The sequence below is a fragment of the Bradyrhizobium sp. WSM1417 genome (assembly GCF_000515415.1).
GTDB lineage: Bacteria > Pseudomonadota > Alphaproteobacteria > Rhizobiales > Xanthobacteraceae > Bradyrhizobium.
The window spans coordinates 5,696,283-5,714,373 of the sequence record NZ_KI911783.1; the positions used below are offsets into that span (position 1 = coordinate 5,696,283).

19 protein-coding genes and 1 tRNA gene are annotated in these 18,091 nt (G+C 63.9%); 17 read left to right on the forward strand and 3 right to left on the reverse strand.

Annotation, left to right across the window (positions count from 1 at the left end):
* Positions 1 to 6: 6 nt before the first annotated feature.
* The 14 genes from BRA1417_RS0127905 to BRA1417_RS40935 are packed head-to-tail and all read left to right on the forward strand — an operon-like array spanning position 7 to position 12,651.
* Positions 7 to 1,008: an NAD(P)-dependent oxidoreductase gene (locus BRA1417_RS0127905; RefSeq protein WP_027518604.1), complete on the forward strand. Its 1,002-nt coding sequence runs from the start codon at positions 7 to 9 to the stop codon at positions 1,006 to 1,008.
* Positions 1,009 to 1,013: 5 nt separating this feature from the next.
* Positions 1,014 to 1,625, forward strand: coding sequence for a hypothetical protein (locus BRA1417_RS0127910; protein WP_245286278.1), 612 nt, complete (start codon positions 1,014 to 1,016; stop codon positions 1,623 to 1,625).
* Positions 1,622 to 2,650 (forward strand): aminoglycoside phosphotransferase family protein, encoded by a 1,029-nt coding sequence (locus BRA1417_RS0127915; RefSeq protein ID WP_035968824.1) that lies wholly within the window; start codon positions 1,622 to 1,624, stop codon positions 2,648 to 2,650. Before BRA1417_RS0127910 ends, BRA1417_RS0127915 begins: the two co-directional genes overlap by 4 nt.
* Positions 2,647 to 3,495 (forward strand): transketolase, encoded by an 849-nt coding sequence (locus BRA1417_RS0127920; RefSeq protein ID WP_035968827.1) that lies wholly within the window; start codon positions 2,647 to 2,649, stop codon positions 3,493 to 3,495. The genes BRA1417_RS0127915 and BRA1417_RS0127920 overlap by 4 nt, the downstream gene beginning before the upstream one ends.
* Before the next feature lie 10 nt (positions 3,496 to 3,505).
* The gene (locus BRA1417_RS0127925) at positions 3,506 to 4,465 is read left to right on the forward strand and encodes a transketolase family protein (RefSeq protein ID WP_027518608.1); all 960 of its coding nucleotides are present in this window, start codon (positions 3,506 to 3,508) and stop codon (positions 4,463 to 4,465) included.
* Positions 4,466 to 4,473: 8 nt separating this feature from the next.
* A complete protein-coding gene (locus tag BRA1417_RS0127930) occupies positions 4,474 to 5,580 on the forward strand; it encodes a DegT/DnrJ/EryC1/StrS aminotransferase family protein (protein ID WP_027518609.1) in 1,107 nt (368 codons plus the stop codon).
* Complete coding sequence (locus BRA1417_RS0127935; RefSeq protein WP_027518610.1) at positions 5,570 to 6,688, forward strand: DegT/DnrJ/EryC1/StrS aminotransferase family protein; 1,119 nt, start codon at positions 5,570 to 5,572, stop codon at positions 6,686 to 6,688. Before BRA1417_RS0127930 ends, BRA1417_RS0127935 begins: the two co-directional genes overlap by 11 nt.
* A complete protein-coding gene (locus tag BRA1417_RS0127940; protein ID WP_027518611.1) occupies positions 6,685 to 7,491 on the forward strand; it encodes a sporadic carbohydrate cluster 2OG-Fe(II) oxygenase in 807 nt (268 codons plus the stop codon). Before BRA1417_RS0127935 ends, BRA1417_RS0127940 begins: the two co-directional genes overlap by 4 nt.
* Positions 7,484 to 7,876 carry an LIC12192 family sporadic carbohydrate cluster protein gene (locus BRA1417_RS0127945; RefSeq protein ID WP_027518612.1) on the forward strand — a complete coding sequence of 131 codons (393 nt, stop codon included), beginning with the start codon at positions 7,484 to 7,486 and terminating at the stop codon, positions 7,874 to 7,876. Before BRA1417_RS0127940 ends, BRA1417_RS0127945 begins: the two co-directional genes overlap by 8 nt.
* Positions 7,877 to 7,901: 25 nt before the next feature.
* Positions 7,902 to 8,567, forward strand: a complete 666-nt coding sequence (locus BRA1417_RS0127950; RefSeq protein WP_027518613.1) for a class I SAM-dependent methyltransferase — start codon at positions 7,902 to 7,904, stop codon at positions 8,565 to 8,567.
* Entirely contained in the window at positions 8,545 to 9,162 is a 618-nt protein-coding gene (locus BRA1417_RS0127955) for a WbuC family cupin fold metalloprotein (RefSeq protein ID WP_027518614.1), read from the forward strand. Before BRA1417_RS0127950 ends, BRA1417_RS0127955 begins: the two co-directional genes overlap by 23 nt.
* Positions 9,159 to 10,376 (forward strand): class I SAM-dependent methyltransferase, encoded by a 1,218-nt coding sequence (locus BRA1417_RS0127960; RefSeq protein WP_027518615.1) that lies wholly within the window; start codon positions 9,159 to 9,161, stop codon positions 10,374 to 10,376. Before BRA1417_RS0127955 ends, BRA1417_RS0127960 begins: the two co-directional genes overlap by 4 nt.
* Positions 10,369 to 11,574 (forward strand): class I SAM-dependent methyltransferase, encoded by a 1,206-nt coding sequence (locus BRA1417_RS0127965; RefSeq protein WP_027518616.1) that lies wholly within the window; start codon positions 10,369 to 10,371, stop codon positions 11,572 to 11,574. Before BRA1417_RS0127960 ends, BRA1417_RS0127965 begins: the two co-directional genes overlap by 8 nt.
* A 3-nt stretch (positions 11,575 to 11,577) precedes the next feature.
* The gene (locus BRA1417_RS40935; RefSeq protein ID WP_051448392.1) at positions 11,578 to 12,651 is read left to right on the forward strand and encodes a Gfo/Idh/MocA family protein; all 1,074 of its coding nucleotides are present in this window, start codon (positions 11,578 to 11,580) and stop codon (positions 12,649 to 12,651) included.
* A gap of 34 nt (positions 12,652 to 12,685) precedes the next feature.
* On the opposite strand, the gene BRA1417_RS0127975 is transcribed toward BRA1417_RS40935, so the two are convergent.
* Positions 12,686 to 12,761, reverse strand: a tRNA-Trp gene (locus tag BRA1417_RS0127975).
* Positions 12,762 to 12,923: 162 nt separating this feature from the next.
* On the opposite strand from BRA1417_RS0127975, the gene BRA1417_RS0127980 reads away from it, so the two are divergent.
* Positions 12,924 to 14,150: a serine hydrolase gene (locus BRA1417_RS0127980; RefSeq protein WP_027518617.1), complete on the forward strand. Its 1,227-nt coding sequence runs from the start codon at positions 12,924 to 12,926 to the stop codon at positions 14,148 to 14,150.
* A gap of 181 nt (positions 14,151 to 14,331) precedes the next feature.
* On the opposite strand, the gene BRA1417_RS0127985 is transcribed toward BRA1417_RS0127980, so the two are convergent.
* Both BRA1417_RS0127985 and BRA1417_RS0127990 read right to left on the reverse strand, forming a co-directional pair.
* Entirely contained in the window at positions 14,332 to 15,099 is a 768-nt protein-coding gene (locus BRA1417_RS0127985) for an SDR family NAD(P)-dependent oxidoreductase (RefSeq protein ID WP_027518618.1), read from the reverse strand.
* 67 nt (positions 15,100 to 15,166) lie between these two features.
* The gene (locus BRA1417_RS0127990) at positions 15,167 to 15,865 is read right to left on the reverse strand and encodes a histidine phosphatase family protein (protein WP_027518619.1); all 699 of its coding nucleotides are present in this window, start codon (positions 15,863 to 15,865) and stop codon (positions 15,167 to 15,169) included.
* Positions 15,866 to 15,999: 134 nt separating this feature from the next.
* Between BRA1417_RS0127990 and BRA1417_RS0127995 the strand changes: the two genes are divergently transcribed.
* Positions 16,000 to 16,785, forward strand: a complete 786-nt coding sequence (locus tag BRA1417_RS0127995; RefSeq protein WP_027518620.1) for an SDR family NAD(P)-dependent oxidoreductase — start codon at positions 16,000 to 16,002, stop codon at positions 16,783 to 16,785.
* Between the two features lie 122 nt (positions 16,786 to 16,907).
* Positions 16,908 to 18,082, forward strand: a protein-coding gene (locus BRA1417_RS0128005; protein WP_156948563.1) for an IS3 family transposase whose coding sequence is annotated in 2 segments (ribosomal slippage) — positions 16,908 to 17,217 and positions 17,217 to 18,082 — 1,176 coding nt in all. Because the reading frame shifts where the segments join, the coding sequence is not laid out codon by codon here.
* Positions 18,083 to 18,091: the final 9 nt, after the last annotated feature.

An 18,091-nucleotide genomic window follows, 5' to 3' on the forward strand; every position in this document is an offset into this window, starting at 1 on the left:
ACGACAGTGATTGGTCAAAAATGGAACGTGATGGTCACCGGTGGTGCCGGCTATGTCGGCAGCGTGCTGGTTCCCCAGTTGCTCGCTGCGGGCCACAAGGTCACCGTGCTCGACCTGTTCATGTATGGCGAGGACGTGTTTGATGGCGTCCGCAACAATCCCGATTTGCGCCTGGTCAAGGGCGACATCCGTGACGAAGCCGCGATCAACGAGGCCCTGCGCGGCAACAACGCCGTGATCCATCTCGCCTGCATCTCCAACGACCCGTCGTTCGAGCTGGACCCGGGGCTCGGCAAGTCCATCAATTACGACTGCTTCCGGCCGATGGTGCGCGCCGCCAAGAAGGCAGGCATCAAGCGCTTCATCTATGCCTCCTCGTCCAGCGTCTACGGCATCAAGGACGAAGTCGAGGTGACCGAGGACCTGTGCTGCGAGCCGCTCACGGACTACTCGAAGTTCAAGGCGATGTGCGAGACCGACCTTGCCGACGAGGCCGCGTCCGGTTTCGTCACCTGCACGGTTCGTCCCGCCACCGTCTGCGGCTACGCACCGCGGCAGCGGCTCGACGTCGTCGTCAACATCCTGACAAATCTCGCGGTCAACACCGGCCGCATCCGCGTGTTCGGCGGAACGCAGCGCCGGCCCAATTTGCACATCGAGGACATGTCCGCGGCCTATCTGTTCCTGCTCCAGCAGGATGACGCAAAGATCGACGGCAAGACTTACAATATCGGCTACGAGAACCACTCGCTGATGAAGATCGCCGACATCGTCAAGTCGGTGGTCGGCAGCAATGTCGACGTCGTCGTTGAGCCGACCGACGATCTCCGCTCCTACCACGTCTCTTCGGAGAAGATCCGGCGCGAGCTCGGCTTTGCGCCGTCCCACACGATCGAGCAGGCCGTGTCCGGTCTCGTTGACGCTTTCAAGGCCGGCCACCTGCCGAACTCGCTCAACGACCCCCGGTACTTCAACATCAAGATGATGCAGAACATCAGCCTGAAGTGAGCGGCGTGCGGATCGGCATCGATTTCGACAACACGATCATCTGCTACGACAAGGTCTTTGCGGCCGTCGCACGTGAGCGTGGGCTGATGCCGGAAGGGTGGGAGGGGCTGAAGACCGACCTACGGGATCATCTCCGGTCCCGCGCGGGCGGCGAGCTCGCCTGGCAAGGACTGCAAGGCTTCGTCTACGGCAAGGGAATTGGCAGCGCCGAAATCTATTCGGGGGTGCGGGAATTCCTGGCGGCGTGCAAGCAGGCCGGCTCTAAAGTCTCCATCATCAGCCACAAGACCCGATTCGGTCATCAGGACCCCGATCGCACGGACCTGCGTGACGCCGCGCGCAGCTGGCTGCGGGGAGCCGGCCTGGTCGACGCTGCGGATGCGACGCTGGCCATCGGCGACGTCTATTTCGAGGACACACTGGCCGCCAAGGTCGAGAGGCTCGTGAGCCTGAAGCTCGACGTCTTCATCGACGACCTCGTCGACGTCTTCGAGCAACCACATTTTCCGAAGGCCACGCGATCGATCCTGTTCACGACGTCGCAGCCTCTCCACCCCGAACACTGCAAGCCGATCGCGACATGGGCCGATATCCGCCGCGAGGTGTTTGCGGCATGAGCGAGACCGACATCACCGCGCCGGATGCGATGGCGATCGGCAGCCGCCTGGCCGGTGCGCGTGTCGCATCCGCCCAGCCGGCACGGTCCGGCGGCAACAACAGGGTGTTTCGGCTGGAGATGGCAGAGGGACCGCCCCTCGCCCTCAAACATTATCCGTCCGACGGACGCGATCGCCTAGGACAGGAGTATGATGCACTCTCGTTCCTGGCGCGCCACGGCATCACGTCGACACCGCGGCCAGTCGCGAAGGACGCAGATGCGTTCTGCGCGCTGTACCAGTGGTTCGACGGCGAGGCCGCGGTGCTGCGCCCCCAAGGCGACGATGCCGATCAGCTCGCCGATTTCCTCATCGATCTGCAGAAGCTGCGCGAGGCCGAAGGCGCGCAGACTTTGCGCAACGCCTCAGCGAGCATCTTTTCGCCCGAGGCGGCCATCGCCCAGTACGAGCGGCGCCTGGACGCACTGAGGCGGGCCTCGGATGATCATCCCGACCTGCGCGCGTTCATGGAAGGCAGCTTGGTCCCCAGCATTGACGTCGCGATTCGGCAGCTCCGCCGGCACTACGCGGAACTGGGTCGGCATCCCGCAGCGGACCTTGCACCCACCCATCGCGCGCTGAGTCCGTCCGATTTCGGACTGCACAACGCACTGCGCGCCGAAGACGGGCGCTTGCGATTCATCGACTTCGAATATTTCGGCTGGGACGATCCGGTCAAGCTCGTGTCCGACACTGCCATTCACCCCGGTAGCGATCTGCCCGAGGCGAGCGCGAATCACTTGATTGAACGGTTGTCGCGCGCCTTCGAGGCGAACGATGACGCGTTTGCGATCCGACGTGACGTACTTTATCCTGTGTTAAAGGGAATCTGGTGCCTGATTGTCCTGAACGCCTATTTGCCGGACAGCCGCTCCCGGCGCGCAATGGCTGCGCAAGGTGGCGATGTTAGGATCCGCCTCGCCGGTCAGCTCGACAAAGCCCGCCGGCTTCACCAGACGATTCGCCCAACCGATTTACCGAAGTGACCCAGATCTCACCGCACGCTGAAGCCGCTCTCACCTGCACGCTTGACGAGCGCAGCCTTTATCTGCGCCGCCTGGTGCTCGGTTCTGTCCGCTCCGCGGGACGCGGACATGTCGGTCCGGCATTGTCGCTGATCGAGATGGTCCGCGTGCTCTACGATGACGTGCTGCGGATCGATCCGAACAACCCGCGCGATCCGGCCCGCGACCGCGCGATCCTCAGCAAGGGACACGGGTGTCTTGCACTCTATGCGCTGTTGGCCGATCGCGGCTTCTTTCCGCTGTCGGAGCTGGACGGTTTCTGCGGCCCCGACAGCATTTTGGGCGGACATCCCGAATACGGAATGGTGCCGGGGGTCGAGGCCTCGACCGGCGCGCTCGGACACGGCCTGTCGATCGGTGTCGGCCTCGCGCTCGCCGCGCGCATGCGCGGGCGCAGCTACCGCACCTTCGTCCTGCTCGGCGACGGCGAGATCAACGAGGGATCGGTGTGGGAAGCCGCCATGGGCGCGGCCAAGCACGGGCTCGACAATCTGGTCGCGCTGATCGACTACAACAAGCTGCAGAGCTACGGCCCCACCGATTACGTCCTGCCGCTAGAGCCGCTCGCGGACAAATGGCGCAGCTTCGGCTTTGCCGTCCAGGAGCTCAACGGCCACGACATCGCCGCCCTGCGCAGCGTCCTGAAGCAGGTCCCAGCCGTTCCGGGAAGACCCACCGCGATCATTTGCCATACCGTCAAGGGCAAGGGTCTGCCGGCCGCGGAATCCAACGCCGATTGGCATCACAAGAACAAGCTCACCGACAGTGAGCTCGACGCCGTCCGCGTCGCCGTCGGGGATTTTTGATCGGGTCCTCATGCGCAACACCGCGATGAACATGGTCCACAAGCTCGCCGCGCGCGACGAGCGTGTGCTCTACATCGGCTCCGATCCCGGCGCAGGTACCTTGCGCGCGATGAGCAAGGATTTTCCGAAGCGCCATCTGATCGAAGGCATTTCGGAAGCACACATCATCGGCATGTCGGCCGGTCTCGCGATGGAAGGCTTCGTACCCTATGTCAACACCATCGCCACATTCCTCACCCGCCGCTGCTACGAGCAGGTCGCCGTCGATCTGTGCCTGCACAATCTGCCGGTGCGGCTGATCGCCAATGGCGGCGGGCTGGTCTACGCGCCGCTCGGCCCCACCCACCAGGCGATCGAGGACATCGCCATCATGCGGGCGCTGCCGAACATGACGGTGGTCTGCCCGTGCGACGCCGACGAGGCGGCGCGGCTGATGGAGCAAACGCTCGACTGGACCGGGCCGATCTACATCCGGCTCGGCAAAGGTGGCGACGCCGTGGTCTCGAAGGCCGAGCACGGCTTTGAGATCGGCAAGGCCATCCTGATGCGGCCGCCCGGCGACGTCGTCATGGTCACGACAGGCATCATGCTCCAGCGCGCACTCGCTGCGGCCGACCTGCTGGCAGCGCAAGGCATTCGCGCCGGCATCCTGCACATGCACACCGTCAAGCCGCTCGACACCGAGGCGCTGCTGCAAGCGATCCGGGGCACCAGGCTGGTAGCGACGCTGGAGGAGCACGTGCCCTCCGGCGGCCTTGGCAGCGCGGTCGCGGAGGCGCTGATCGACAAGCTCGGCTCTGGCCTGCCCGCGATGCTGCGGTTGTCGCTGCCGGACCGGTTCATGCACAATTACGGATCGCAGGATTCGCTGCTCAAGAAGCACGGACTTTCCGCCGACGCCATTGCGACCTCGATCGCGCGCGCGCTCCCCGCCTCGCACACCTCCTCTCCGCAACTTCATTCCACCTGACGGCCCCCATGCACGACGTTCGATATTCCTATCTGCTCGAGCAATTCTCCGACCCGGCACCGATCCTGGCCGAGATCGGCCGACTGGTGGCGACCGGTGACTTCACCCTGGGCAAGCCGGTCGCCGAATTCGAACGGCGCTTTGCCGAGCTGATTGGCGTGCGTCACGCCATCGGCGTCGGATCGGGCACCGATGCGCTCAAGCTGCCGCTCAAGGCGCTCGGCATCGGCCATGGCGACGAGGTCATCACGGCCGCCAACACCTTCATCGCCACGGTCGGCGCCATCGCCGAGACCGGCGCGATGCCGGTGCTGGTCGACTGCGACGACTCCTTCTGCATGAACGTCGACTACGTCGAAGCCGCGATCACCGAGAAGACCAAGGCGATCATGCCGGTTCAGTTGACCGGCGAGGTCACCGACATGGGCAAGCTGATGGCGATCGCCCAGCGTCACAACATCCCCGTCGTCGAGGATTCCTGCCAGGGCATCCTGTCGGAGTTCGCGGGAAAACGGTCCGGCACCCACGGTATCGCTGCCGGCTTCTCCCTGCATCCGCTCAAGAACCTCAACGTCTGGGGCGATGCCGGTGTCGTCGTCACCAATGACGACGGGATGAACGAGCGGCTTCGCCTGATCCGCAACCACGGCATGAAGAACCGCGACGAGATCGCGATCCTCGGCTGCAATTCGCGGCTCGATTCCCTCCAGGCGGTCGTCGGCAACTGGCTGATCGGCCAGACCAGCGAGATCACGCGCCGTCGGATCGAAAACGCGGCCTTTTACGATTCGGGCCTTGCCGGCCTGCCCGGCCTGCGCATTCCGCCGCGCCGGCCCAACGTGAAGCACGTCTATCACCTCTACATGGTGTTCGCCGAGCGTCGGGACGAGCTCTACAAATACTGCCTGGACAACGGCATTGAAGCGAAGATCCACTATCCCATCCCGCTGTACCAGCAGGAAGGCCTCAGGCACCTCGGCTACGCGCCGGGCACCTTCCCGGTCACCGACCGCCATGCCCGGGAAGTCATCAGCTTCCCGGTCGACCAGCATCTGACGCGCGCTCAGCAGGACCGCGTCATCGAGATCGTTCGGACGTTCTGCCATGGACGCTGACACCGGCCGCCGGCGCATCGGTTACGTCAATCTTCCCGCGCAATTTGATGAAGAGCGCGTTGAGATCATGCAGGCGGTCGAGGGCGTGTTCCGGCGCGGCGATTTCATCGGCGGCGCGGCCGTTGCGAAGCTCGAAGAGGAGCTCACCACCTATCTCGGCTCGCCGCATGTGGTGACGCTGAATTCCGGCACCGATGCGCTGATCCTGTCCTTGCGGGCACTCAACATCGGTCCGGGGGACGAGGTGATCACCCCGCCGAATTCGTTCGTGGCATCGAGCGCCGCCATCATCGCCGTCGGCGCCGCGCCAGTATTTGCGGACGTGCTGCCGGACCAGAATATCGATCCCGCCGCGGTCGAGGCCGCCGTCACCTCGCGGACCAGGGCGATCATGCCGGTGCACCTGACCGGGCGCATGGCCGACATGAACCCGCTGATGGCGATCGCGGCCAAGCACGCTCTCGCCGTGATCGAGGACAGCGCGCAGGCGGTCGGCTCGACCTATGACGGGCGGATGAGCGGGACCATCGGAACGTTCGGCTGCTTCTCCGCCCACCCGCTGAAGAACCTCAATGCCGCGGGCGACGCCGGCTTCGTCGTCACCGCCGACGCCGAGCTTGCCGCGAGAATTCGCCGCCTGCGCAATCACGGTCTGATCAATCGCAGTGACGTTCAGGAATGGGGCATCGTGTCACGCCTCGACACGGTCCAGGCCGAGGTGCTCCGGATTCGCTTGCGTCACCTGCCCTCTGTCATCGAACGTCGGCGCCGCAACGCCGCGCAATACCGCGCCGAGCTCGCCGGCCTTCCCCTGTTCATCCCGGTTTGCCGCAACATCGAGTTCAACACCTTCCACACCTTCGTCGTGCAGACGGACCGTCGCGACGACTTCCAGAAATATCTTGCCGACAAGGGCATCGAGACCGCGATCCACTATCCGGTACCGATCCACCTCCAGGAGGCGGCGGCGCATCTGGGTCACGGTCGCGGCGCCTTCCCGGTGACCGAGCGGCAGGCGGATCAGATCCTCACGCTCCCCATCAACCAGTTCCTCTCGACCTCGGACATCAGCTATGTTTGCGCCACCGCCCGGGAGTATTTTGCATGACGGACACGGCTTTCCTCGAGGCCGATGAGCAGGCATTGGCGCAACGCTTCATCGACGACGGCTTCGTCACCACGCCGGCCGACGATCGCGCCGGGCTCGACCGGATCCAGCGGCGCGCCGCCGAGCTCGCGGCGAACTATCTGAAGCTGCCACACGGCAACGACCCCTACGCGATGCTCGACACCATCCACACGCGGGTGAGCGTGGATGATCTCAACGGCCTGCGGCTGCACGTCTTCAACGGCCTCAATGACGAGCCCTGGTTCCGTCCGACCTATTTCCGTCTGGCGCGCTCGACGATCGAGACCATCGTCGGCAACGAGCTCTGCATGCAGCGCCGCGTCAATCTCAGCATCCAGCTGCCGGGCGACGATTCGTCACTGCTCGCCACCCATTCCGACGTCTGGTCGGGCGACTCGCCGTTCGAGGTCGTTGTGTGGGTACCGCTGGTCGACGTCCACCGCACCAAATCGATGTATCTGCTGCCGCCGTCCCTGAACGGCGAGATGCAGGACCGGATGGCCAGCCTGCGCAGCGCCGAAGAACTCTACCAGACCATCAAGCCGCACGCGACGTTCATCGAGATTCCCTACGGTCACGTGATGCTGTTCAACCAGACCCTGATGCACGGCAATCGCATCAACGAGGAAGCCGGCTCGCGCTGGAGCATGAACTGCCGCTTCAAGAGCATCATGTCGCCCTATGCGGACAAGCGATTCGGCGAATTCTTCGAACCGATCCTGCTGCGTCCGGCGACACGCGTCGGCATGCAATACAAGCTCCCGGGAGGCTTCCATGGCTGAGCGAGCCGGCCATCGCGGCTATATCGGCGCCCGGCCGCTAAACGGCAGCCGTACCCCGCAGCACGTCCAGAACATCGTGATCCGCGACTACGCGCGACGGAAGAATCTGCATTATCTGCTCAGCGCCGCCGAGCACACCATGCCCGGCAGCTACATGGTGCTCGAGGACATCCTGGACGAGCTGCCGCGATTGCGCGGCCTGATTCTCTACAGCATATTCATGCTGCCGCCCGACGAGCCACGGCGACGGGAGATCTATGACCGCGTGCTGAGCGAGGGCTGCGATCTGCATGCGGCCGTCGAGGAGATCACGCTGTCCTCACGCGACGACATCCAGGCCGTCGAGGACATCCTGCTCGTCAACAAATTCGCGACCATCCTGTGACGATGCCGCGGACCGATTGAGGACAATGACCGAGATCAACCTGCTCCAGCCGATGCACGCATCGACCAAGCGGAACTACGTTCAGCGGGTCGTCGAGCACGACAAGGCGGAAACTGCCACCGTCGCGCGGCAATGGGGCCACGACTACTGGGACGGCGATCGCCGTTATGGCTATGGCGGCTACCGCTACGACGGACGGTGGCGGCCGCTCGCCCAGACCTTGATCGACCGCTATGGCATCAAGCCCGGGATGAGCGTGCTCGATGTCGGCTGCGGCAAGGGCTATCTGCTCTACGAATTCGCGCAGCTCGTCCCCGGCCTCACCATCGCCGGCATCGACATCTCCGACTATGGCATCGCCAACGCCAAGGAGGAGGTGCGGCCGCAATTGAAGGTCGGCAGCGCCGTCGAGCTCCCCTACCCCGACCACAGCTTCGATCTCGTGGTGTCGCTCGGCGTGCTCCACAATCTTCCCCTCGAGGACGTCTTCCGAGCAGTGTCGGAGATCGAGCGCGTGGGGCGCGGCGCCTCGAAATATCTGATGGTGGAATCGTTCCGCGACGAGCGCGAGAAGGCGAACCTGCTCTACTGGCAGCTCACCTGCCTGAGTTTCCATGGTCCGGAGACGTGGGCCTGGATTTACGACAAATGCGGCTACCGGGGCGACCATGGGTTCATCTTCTTCGAATGAAGCAACGGGCCTGCGCCGGCCGTCCTCGCTACGTGCGCAAAATCCCGAAGTGTATTATTCGGACGACGCCATCGTCACGGCGGACGATGCCACGATCGCGGAGCTGAAGCGCATCGCCGCAGGCAATCCGCGTCTGCGCAGCCGGCTGTGCACCCATCCCGATCCCTCGTCCGGCCTGCACGAGATGCTGATCGTGCATCATCGCGAGGCCTATGTGCGGCCTCACAAGCACTTTGGCAAACCTGAATCGTTTCACCTGATCGAGGGCACAGCGCAAGTCGTGATCTTCGAGGACGACGGCCGCATTCGCGACGTGCTCGAGATGGCGCCGTACGGGCAGGGCAAGCGCTGCTATTACCGGATGCCCGAGCAGGTGTTTCACTCGATCCTGATCACCTCGGAGTGGCTGGTGTTTCACGAAACTACCGCCGGTCCGTTCGATCCCTCCCGCACGGTGTTTCCCGACTGGGCGCCGGATGGCGGCGATGCCGCGGAAGTGCAGGTCTATGTCACTAGGACCGGTGCGCTCGCCGCGGAGCATCTGGCCCATCGCCATGCTTCACGAGCCATTCCAGCAGAGGTTCCTATTCGATGACTGATCATTGCCGCCTCTGCCACTCGACCCATTTGCGCACGGTCATCGACCTCGGACAGATGCCGATTGCGCATCGGCTTCGGCACAGCCGCGACGAACAGGAGGAACGGTATCCGTTCGAGGTGCTGGCTTGTGGCGAGTGCGGCCTGCCCCAGATCGTCAAGCCGATCGATCCTGACATTCTGTACCGGCAGTTCAACTACAATTTCAGCAGCTGGAAGCCGGAGCCGCACCAGGTCGACGAACTCGATACCATCGCCAAATTCTCGGCCCACCAATCCGTGTTCGAGATCGGATGCAACGATGGCCTGTTCATGGACAGGCTTCGCGAGCGCGGTGCGAAGGTTTTGGTGGGCGTCGAGCCCAACCCGGTGTCGGGCAAGATCGCCCGCGAACGCGGCATCAAGGTCTATGCCGACATGATCAGCCCGGCGCTGTGTCACGACGCGGTCGCGGAGGCCGGCAAGTTCGACCTCGTCGTCTCGCGACAGGTGCTGGAGCACATCGTCGATTTCGAGAACTTTTTCGACTGCGTGAAAATCGCGCTGCGCGACGACGGTCTGCTGTTCATCGACGTGCCTGATTTCGCACCCGGCTCGACGGCGGGCGACCTCTCGGTCCTGTGGGAGGAGCACGTCAGCTACTTCACTGAGCCGACGCTGCTCGCGTTGCTGGCGCGCCACGGCTTCGAGGCGGTCTCGGTGAAGAAATACAATTTCAGCGGCGGCAGCCTCGCGATCGCAGCGCGACGCGCCGCGAACGACGTGACGGCCCCACCCGCGCCGTCCGGCGTCGGCGAGAGATTCGGCCAGCGCGCAAGGGAGTATGGCGCGCGTCTTCGCCCGATCCTCGCCAAGGCCCGCGCCAACGGCGCCGAGATCGCCATCTACGGCGCGGGCTGCCGCGCCTGCACCTTCACCAATGCCCATGAACTCGCGGATCTCGTCGACCTCTCGGTCGACGACCAGCAGGAGCGCCAGGGCTTGTTCCTGCCCGGCACCGGCATTCCGATCCGTTCCCCGAAGGACCTCGCCGGCAAGTCGGGTCCGCTCGTCTGTCTTCTGGCCGTAAACCAGGAGAACGAAGACAAGGTCAGCAGCCGGCTGCGCCAAAACGTGAAGCGTCCGCTCCACATCGTTTCGATCTTCGCGCCCTCCGACATCTGGAGCGAGCTCGATCGCCTCGAGGCCGCCGCAGGGTCGCGGCATGGCTGAGGACAAGCTCTTCAACTATTACGAACGTCAGGACGTCCTGCCGACGTTCGGTAATTTCAAATCCGCAGCCGAACTCGAAAGCTATGCCGGCCTGCGGCGCGAGTTGTTTTCGGACAAGCTGGTGCTGCCGCCGCGGTTGTTCCGCGACGCAGACGTGCTCGAATTCGGCCCTGATTCCGGCGAGAACGCGCTGGTGTTCGCCGGCTGGGGCGCGAACATGACGCTCGCCGAGCCGAACCGGCATGCGCACGCGAAAATCCAGGCTTACTTCGCGCATTTCAGCCAGGCCCAACGTCTCCGCGAACTCGTATCGTTCGATGTCGAAGGATTTCACAGCGATCGTCGTTTCGACATCATCGATGCAGAAGGATTCATCTACACGGTGCAGCCGACCGAAAATTGGCTCGGCATCTTTCACCGGCTGCTCAATCCGGACAGTTACGCCGTCGTTTCCTACTACGAGCGCTACGGCGGCTTTTTCGAGCTCGCGCTCAAGGCGATTCATGCGGCCGGCAAGGCACTGACGGGCCGTCCCGGACTCGAAACGGCGAAGATGCTGTTCGATGCGAAATGGAACAGCATTCCGCACACGCGCAGCTTCGAATCCTGGCTGATGGACGTGCTCGAAAATCCTTTCGTCCGGCACCGCTACTTCCTCGACGCGGGCGCCTTGTGCACGGCGGCGCACGAGCAGGGATTCGATATCCATTCGGCTTGGCCCGCTTATCGCGACAGCCTGGACGTCTACTGGCACAAGAAGGTCCTGTCCGGCGACGAGAAGCTGCGGCGCGCGACGCGCCACCTCGGCCGCAGCCGTCTGAGCTTTCTCGGCGGACGGAAGCTCTATCTGGCCGGCAAGACCGAAGCGGTCGACGCGATTTCGGCTTCGATCGAGAAACTGGTTCTCGATGTCGATGCGATGATCGACGATCCCTTCGGCGACAGCCTGCCCCGTGCGATCGCGAGCCTCGCGTCACTGCGCGAGACGATTCCGGCGACAGAAATTCTCGCCGACGATGCGTCCGACATCGACGCCATCATGGCGACCCTCGATAGTTTCCATCGCATCTTTGGCGCGATCGGGCGACGGGATGCGTCCACAGTCACCACCCTCACCCAGTCAGACCAGGCGTTCATCAACACCTGGGGACAGCCGGCGCATTTCCTCGTTCTCCGGAAACGCTTCGAGGGGTGCTAGCAAGTGAGGCCAGGCATTGGCATCATCGGGACGGGCATGGTCGGTCAGATGTGCCACCTCGCCAATTTCGTCGCTAACCCCGGCTGCCGCGTTGTCGCGATCGCCGATCTGCGGCTTGATCTCGCCGCCGCAGCGGCGCAAAAATTTGACATCGCGCGGGTCTACCGCACGCACCGGGAACTGCTGGCGGACAGCGAGGTGTCGGCCGTCGTCGTCGTGACGAAGCGTCGCGCCACCGGTCCGATCGTGCTGGATGCGTTGAACAGCGGCCGCCATGTGCTGTCGGAAAAGCCGATGGCCTACACCACGGCTCAGGCCGTTTCACTGGCCGAGGCGGCGCGACGGCAAGACCTCGTCTACAGCATCGGCTACATGAAGCGTCACGACGCCGGAGTGGCGCGCGCGATTGCCGAGTTGGCGTGCCTGCGAGCGGATCAGTCGCTTGGACGCATTGTCGGCGCGCGAGGCTGGTGCTTCGGTGGCAGCACTGGCCGGTCGCAGGACAATTTCGTCATGACCGGCGAAGTGCGACCGGACGGGCTCGAGCTCTGGCAGGACGGCCCCGACTGGATGCCGGGCGCGATGCGACCCGGCTACGACAATTTTCTGAACGTGTTCAGCCATATCATCAATCTCGCGCGCTACGTGCTCGGATCGTCACCGACAGTTGCGGAAAGCGCCGTCGAGACCTCGGGCACGGCGACCGTGACACTCGACTTCGACGGCGTCGCCTGCGCGCTGCAACTCGCGAATGGATCCGAAGGCGTCTGGCGCGAGGGGCTGAGCATCGAATTCGAGCGGGGCACGCTGACCATCGAATTGCCCCCGCCTTTTGCCGAGCAGGAGGCGGAGGTCATCCTCGATCAGCAAGGACAACGCACGCAATTGCGGCGCGACACGAGCTGGGCGTTTCGGCGTCAAGCCGATGCATTCGTCGCCGATATCGTGGAACAGAGAACGCCGCTGGCTTCCGGCGCAGATTCCGTGGCCGATATCGCCCTTGCGGAGGCGATCTGGAAGCGCGGGTCAGTTGCTAGGTTTCACGCCATCCGGCGGCAATATCCGGGCGAGTACTGATCGGCCGCGTCCTGGGTTAAGTGTTTGATTTCGCTGGCAGGAGTGGCAGGGCTCGAACCTGCGACCCCCGGTTTTGGAGACCGGTGCTCTACCAATTGAGCTACACTCCTACGGACCCTGCGTTGCCGCGCGGATCAGGCCGCTTTGAAGCACAGGGGGTGGCCAGATTGCAAGGCCGGATTGCAAGGGTGAAGCGCGCTGGCTTCGCTTGTTTGTGCCGCGCCTTCTGGGCCACAGTCCGCTCCGAACAATAATAAGCACCGGGAGTACCCATGACTGCGTCCGCGACAGCCCCTCGCCCCTCGACCTCGCCGAAAACCCCGCCTCTGCCGGAATCCCGCCCGGAGACGCTGGGGCTGTCGCGCCCTCGCCTCCAGGCCATGTCGGACGCCTTTAAGCGCGAGATCGACAAGGGAACCGTGCCCGGCGTCACCGTGCTGGTGGCACGGCACGGTCAAGTCGGCTGGTTCGAGGCGCTCGGCAGGCAGAGCCCGATGGGCGCAGCGCCGATGGCGCATGATTCGATCTTTCGCATCTTCTCGATGACCAAGCCGATCGTGTCGGTCGGCATCATGACGCTGGTCGAGGACGGCCAACTGATTCTTGCCGACCCCGTCGCGAAATTCATCCCGGAGTTCGCCAACCAAAAGGTCGGCGTGGTCAGCGGCGGCAAGCTGGAACTGGTTCCGCCAAAACGCCCGATGACGGTGCAGGACCTGCTCCGCCACACCTCTGGCCTGACCTACGAGCACCAGGGCGACGGCCCCGTGCACAAGATCTACCAGGACTCCCGGGTGCGCAGCCGCAAGATCACCAATGCCGAGCACGCCGCCTTGGTGGCGAGCTTCCCCCTGGTCTGCCATCCCGGCGACGAGTTCAACTACAGCCGCTCCACCGACATCCTTGGTCGCATCATCGAGGTTGTCAGCGGCAAGTCGCTCGGCGCGTACCTCGCTGAGCGCATTCTTACGCCATTGCAGATGGCCGAGACCGGCTTTGCGACAGCCGAGGCCAATGCCGGCCGGCTCGCCGAGCCGTTCGCGGCCGATCCCTGGACCGGCGACAAGGTCGCGCTGTTCAACATGCTCGAGCAGCCAATCATGGAGTCCGGCGGCGGCGGCCTCGTCTCGACCACCATGGACTATGCCCGTTTCGCGCTGATGCTGCGCAACGGCGGCACGCTCGACGGCAACAGGATCATCGGCCGCAAGACGCTGGAGCTGATGGCCTCCGATCATCTCGGGCCTCACGTCGTGACCAACGGCACGCTGCTGTCGCCCGGCCACGGCTTCGGCCTCGGCTTCGCGGTGCGCCGCGAGGCCGGCATCGCGCCTTTCCCCGGCAGCGTCGGCCAGTATTTCTGGAGCGGCATTGCGGGGACGTTCTTCTGGATCGATCCCAAGGAGGATCTGTTCGTCGTGTTCATGAGCCAGGGCCCGGGACAGCGCGATTTTACGCGAACGCTGGTGCGGGATCTGGTGTACGCGGCGGTGGATTGAGGGCTTCGCCTGGTCGCAGCGTCGCACCTCCACACTTGCTGTCATGCCCCGCGAAGGCGGGGCATCCAGTACTCCGCAGCGGCAATTGGTTTACACGACTACGGCCGCGGAGTACTGGATCGTCCGCCTTCGCGGACGATGACACCGAGTATGGAGAGGCAAACCCCTTCCCGCCTCCGCGTCAACTGATCGTGGCGCCGCCGTCGATCACCATGGTCTGGCCGGTCATGAAGTCGCCGGCCTTCGAGCCCAGGAACACCGCGGCGCCCGCGATCTCGTCGGGGACGCCGATGCGCAGCAGCGGCGAACGCGCGGTCGAGGCTTTCAAATTCTCCGGATTGTCCCACAGCGCTTTCGCGAAGTCGGTCTTGATCAGGCCGGGCGCGATGCAGTTCACGCGGATGTTGTGTGGGCCGTATTCGCAGGCCAAATTGCGCGCGAGCTGCATGTCCGCGGCCTTCGAGATCGCGTAGGCGCCGAGGATGGTCGAGCCTTTCAGGCCGCCGATCGAGGAGACGATGATGATCGAGCCGTCCTTGCGCTCGATCATCTGCGGCACCACCATCGAGATCAGCCAGTTGTTGGCGACGATGTTGTTGTCCAGGATCTTCCTGAACTGATCGTCCGAGATGCCGGCGAGCGGACCGTAATACGGGTTCGACGCGGCGTTGCAGACCAGCACGTCGATCTTGCCGAAGGCGCGGTTGCTCTCGTCGATGAGATTTTGCAGGTTTTCCTTCGACGAGATGTTGGCGGCGATCGCCACCGCCGTGCCCTTGCCAAACTTGTCGTTGATGCCCTTCGCGACCTGGTCGCAAACGTCGGCCTTGCGCGAGGAGATCACCACCTTGGCGCCGTGCTCGGCCATGCGCTCGGCGATCGCAAGCCCGATGCCGCGCGTCGAGCCGGTGATGACGGCGACTTTCCCCTTCATGTCGAACAAGGTCATGTTTCTCTCCCAGAGTACGTTTTGATTGCTTGAAGCTTACGCCGCGTCCGCGCGACCGGGCAATTGCTCAGGCGAGCTTCTTGACTTCCGGTCCCGCGGGTTGATGCATCGCCGCATGCGCGTCATCCGCGATCCACGGCTGCTGATTCACCATCGGCAGCCGCCAGACATTGCGCTCGGGACTTGTGAAATAGTCGAGCCGCGTCACCGAGCAATTGTCGATATCGAACGCGAGCCCCCGCTCCGGCTGACCCTCGAGCGCCAGCCCCAGCGCCGCCTTGATGGTGCCGCCATGTGCGACCGCGATCACGTCCTGCCCGGCGACCTCATTGTTGATCCGCTCGATGGTGCGGCGGGTGCGGTTGTAGAGGTCCATGAAGCTCTCGCCGCCGGGCGCGGGCTCGTTGATGTCGGCAAACCAGCTCGAGCCGACAGGACGGCTGGCGATGAACTCGGCGCGGTTCATGCCCTGCCAGCGGCCAAGGTTTTGTTCGGCGAGGTCCGCCTCCCATTTCATCGATGCAGGCCTCGGGAAGCCCGCCGCCCAGATCGCTTCGGCGGTCTGATGCGTGCGCATCAGATTGCTCGAATACCAGACCGCCTTGCGTGGCAGCACCTTGGCAACAGCATTGAAGACGTAGGTATCGCTGGTGTCGCAAGCGAGATCGGACTGACCGTAGATGTTGCCGCCGTCATTGCGCACGGGGGCGTGACGGACCCACCACCAGCGTGTCGTCACCACTTTGGGCTTGTCTGCACCTGCCATCGAAACCCTTCCATCCCGTTTGATGTCGCTGTACGTCAGTAGCGAACGTGTCTCAAGACACTTTACCGTTTGAAATCTTGTTTGAAATTCCGTCGCGCGGCAAGCGTCGCGTGCGAACCAAAGGGAGAAACCGCATGGGCCGTCTGCAAGGCAAATCCGTCATCATCACCGGTGCCGGCAGCGGCATCGGCCGCGCGGCCGCGCTGCTGTTCACCAGGGAAGGCGCCAAGCTGATCGCGGTCGATCGCACCGAGGCGGTGAAGGAGACCGTCGACGAGGTGAAGAAGGCCGGCGGTGTCGCGGAAGCCATGATGGCGGACGCGGGCTCCGAACAGGACGTCATGGCCGTGATCGACAAGGCGGTGAAGACGCACGGCCGGCTCGACGTGATCTGGGCCAATGCCGGCGTCTCCGGCGGACTCGTTCCGCTCGGCGAGCAGACCGTCGAGCACTGGCAGGAGGTTTTGCGCATCAATCTGATCGGGCCGTTTCTCGCGGTGAAGCATGCGATGCCGCACATGGTGAAGCAGCAGTCCGGTGCGATCGTGCTGACCGCGTCCGTCGCCGGCCTCAAGGCCGGCGCCAGCGGTCACCCCTATGCCGCGAGCAAGGCCGGCGTCATCTCCCTGGTGCAGACCACGGCGTATTCGCTCACCGGCACCGGTGTGCGCATCAACGCAGTGTGCCCGGGCCTGATCGAGACCGGCATGACCAAGCCGATCTTCGACCGTGCCAAGGAGCGCGGCACCGCCGACAAGATCGGCCAGCTCAATCCGCTCAAGCGTCCCGGCCAGCCGCACGAACTCGCCGCGATGGGATTGTTCTTGGCCAGCGACGAGGCCTCGTATGTCAACGGCCAGGCCTTCCCGGTGGACGGCGGACTGACGGCGTCGATGCCGTATACGGGCAAGCCGGTTTAGCGCAACTGCTTCAGCACCGTCATTGCGAGCGCAGCGAAGCAATCCAGAATCCTTCCGCGGCGGCAGACTGAGCCTCCCCTAAATCGGTGGACACCTATAGCTTAGGCAGCGAGAGGTGTCAGATGGCGAAACGGCAGCGACGGTCCTATTCGGACGAGTACAAGCGGCAGGCAGTCGATCTGGTCTTGTCGAGCGGCCGCTCGGCGAAGTCGGTATCGAAGGAGCTCGGGCTTGACGGCTCCGTGCTGAGCCGATGGGTGAAGGATCGGAGCACGGTGGCAGCCGGCGGCAGCGCCGTGGCGCCCACATCGCAAGCGGCGGTGCCGTCGGCGGACCAAGCTGACCTGGTCGCACGGTTGCAGCGGGAAAACGAACAGCTGCGCATGGAGCGCGACATTTTAAAAAAGTCGATAGCGATCTTTGCTGGACCCCGGACATGAGGTTCCGTTTCATCGAAGATCGCCGGGCGGACTATCCGGTTAAGATCATGTGCCGTGTGCTCGGCGTCTCGCCCGCGGGCTACTATGCTTGGAGGTCGCGCCCGGAAAGCCCTCGGGCCGTGGCCAATCGAGATCTGCTGGAAGGCATCAAGCGGGTTCATCGCGAGAGCCATGGCCGCTATGGCAGCCCGCGCATCCATGTCGAGCTCAAAGCCCAGGGACATCATGCAAGCCGTGGCCGGATCGAGCGGCAGATGCGCCGTCATGGCGTTCGAGCCATCTCCGCCGGGCCGCGACGATGCCGCACCACCGATAGCGGGCATGGCTTCCCGATCGCGCCGAACCTGCTCGGCCGGAACTTCTCGGCCGCCATGCGCAATCAGGTTTGGCTCGCCGACATCACCTATGTCTGGACCGGCCAGGGATGGTTGTACCTGGCCGCCGTTATGGATCTGTACAGTCGCCGCATCGTGGGCTGGGCAATGGACGACCATCTACGCGCCGAATTGCCGCTCGCCGCATTACGAATGGCGATCAAGGGACAAAAGCCCGGCGCCGGCCTGATCCATCATTCCGATCGCGGCATCCAATATGCTTCAACCGAGTACCGCCAAGCGCTGCAAGCCGCCGGCTTTCGGCCTTCGATGAGCCGCAGAGCCGACTGCTACGACAACGCCCCGATGGAAAGCTTCTTCCACACGCTCAAGACCGAACTGATCCATCACAGTCAATATGAGACCCGCAATGAAGCCGAGCGCGACATCTTCGCTTACGTCGAAGGCTTCTACAATCAGACCCGAAGGCACTCGGCTATCGGCTATATCAGCCCGGTCGAGATGGAGCTAAAATCGGCTTGAACCCTGTCC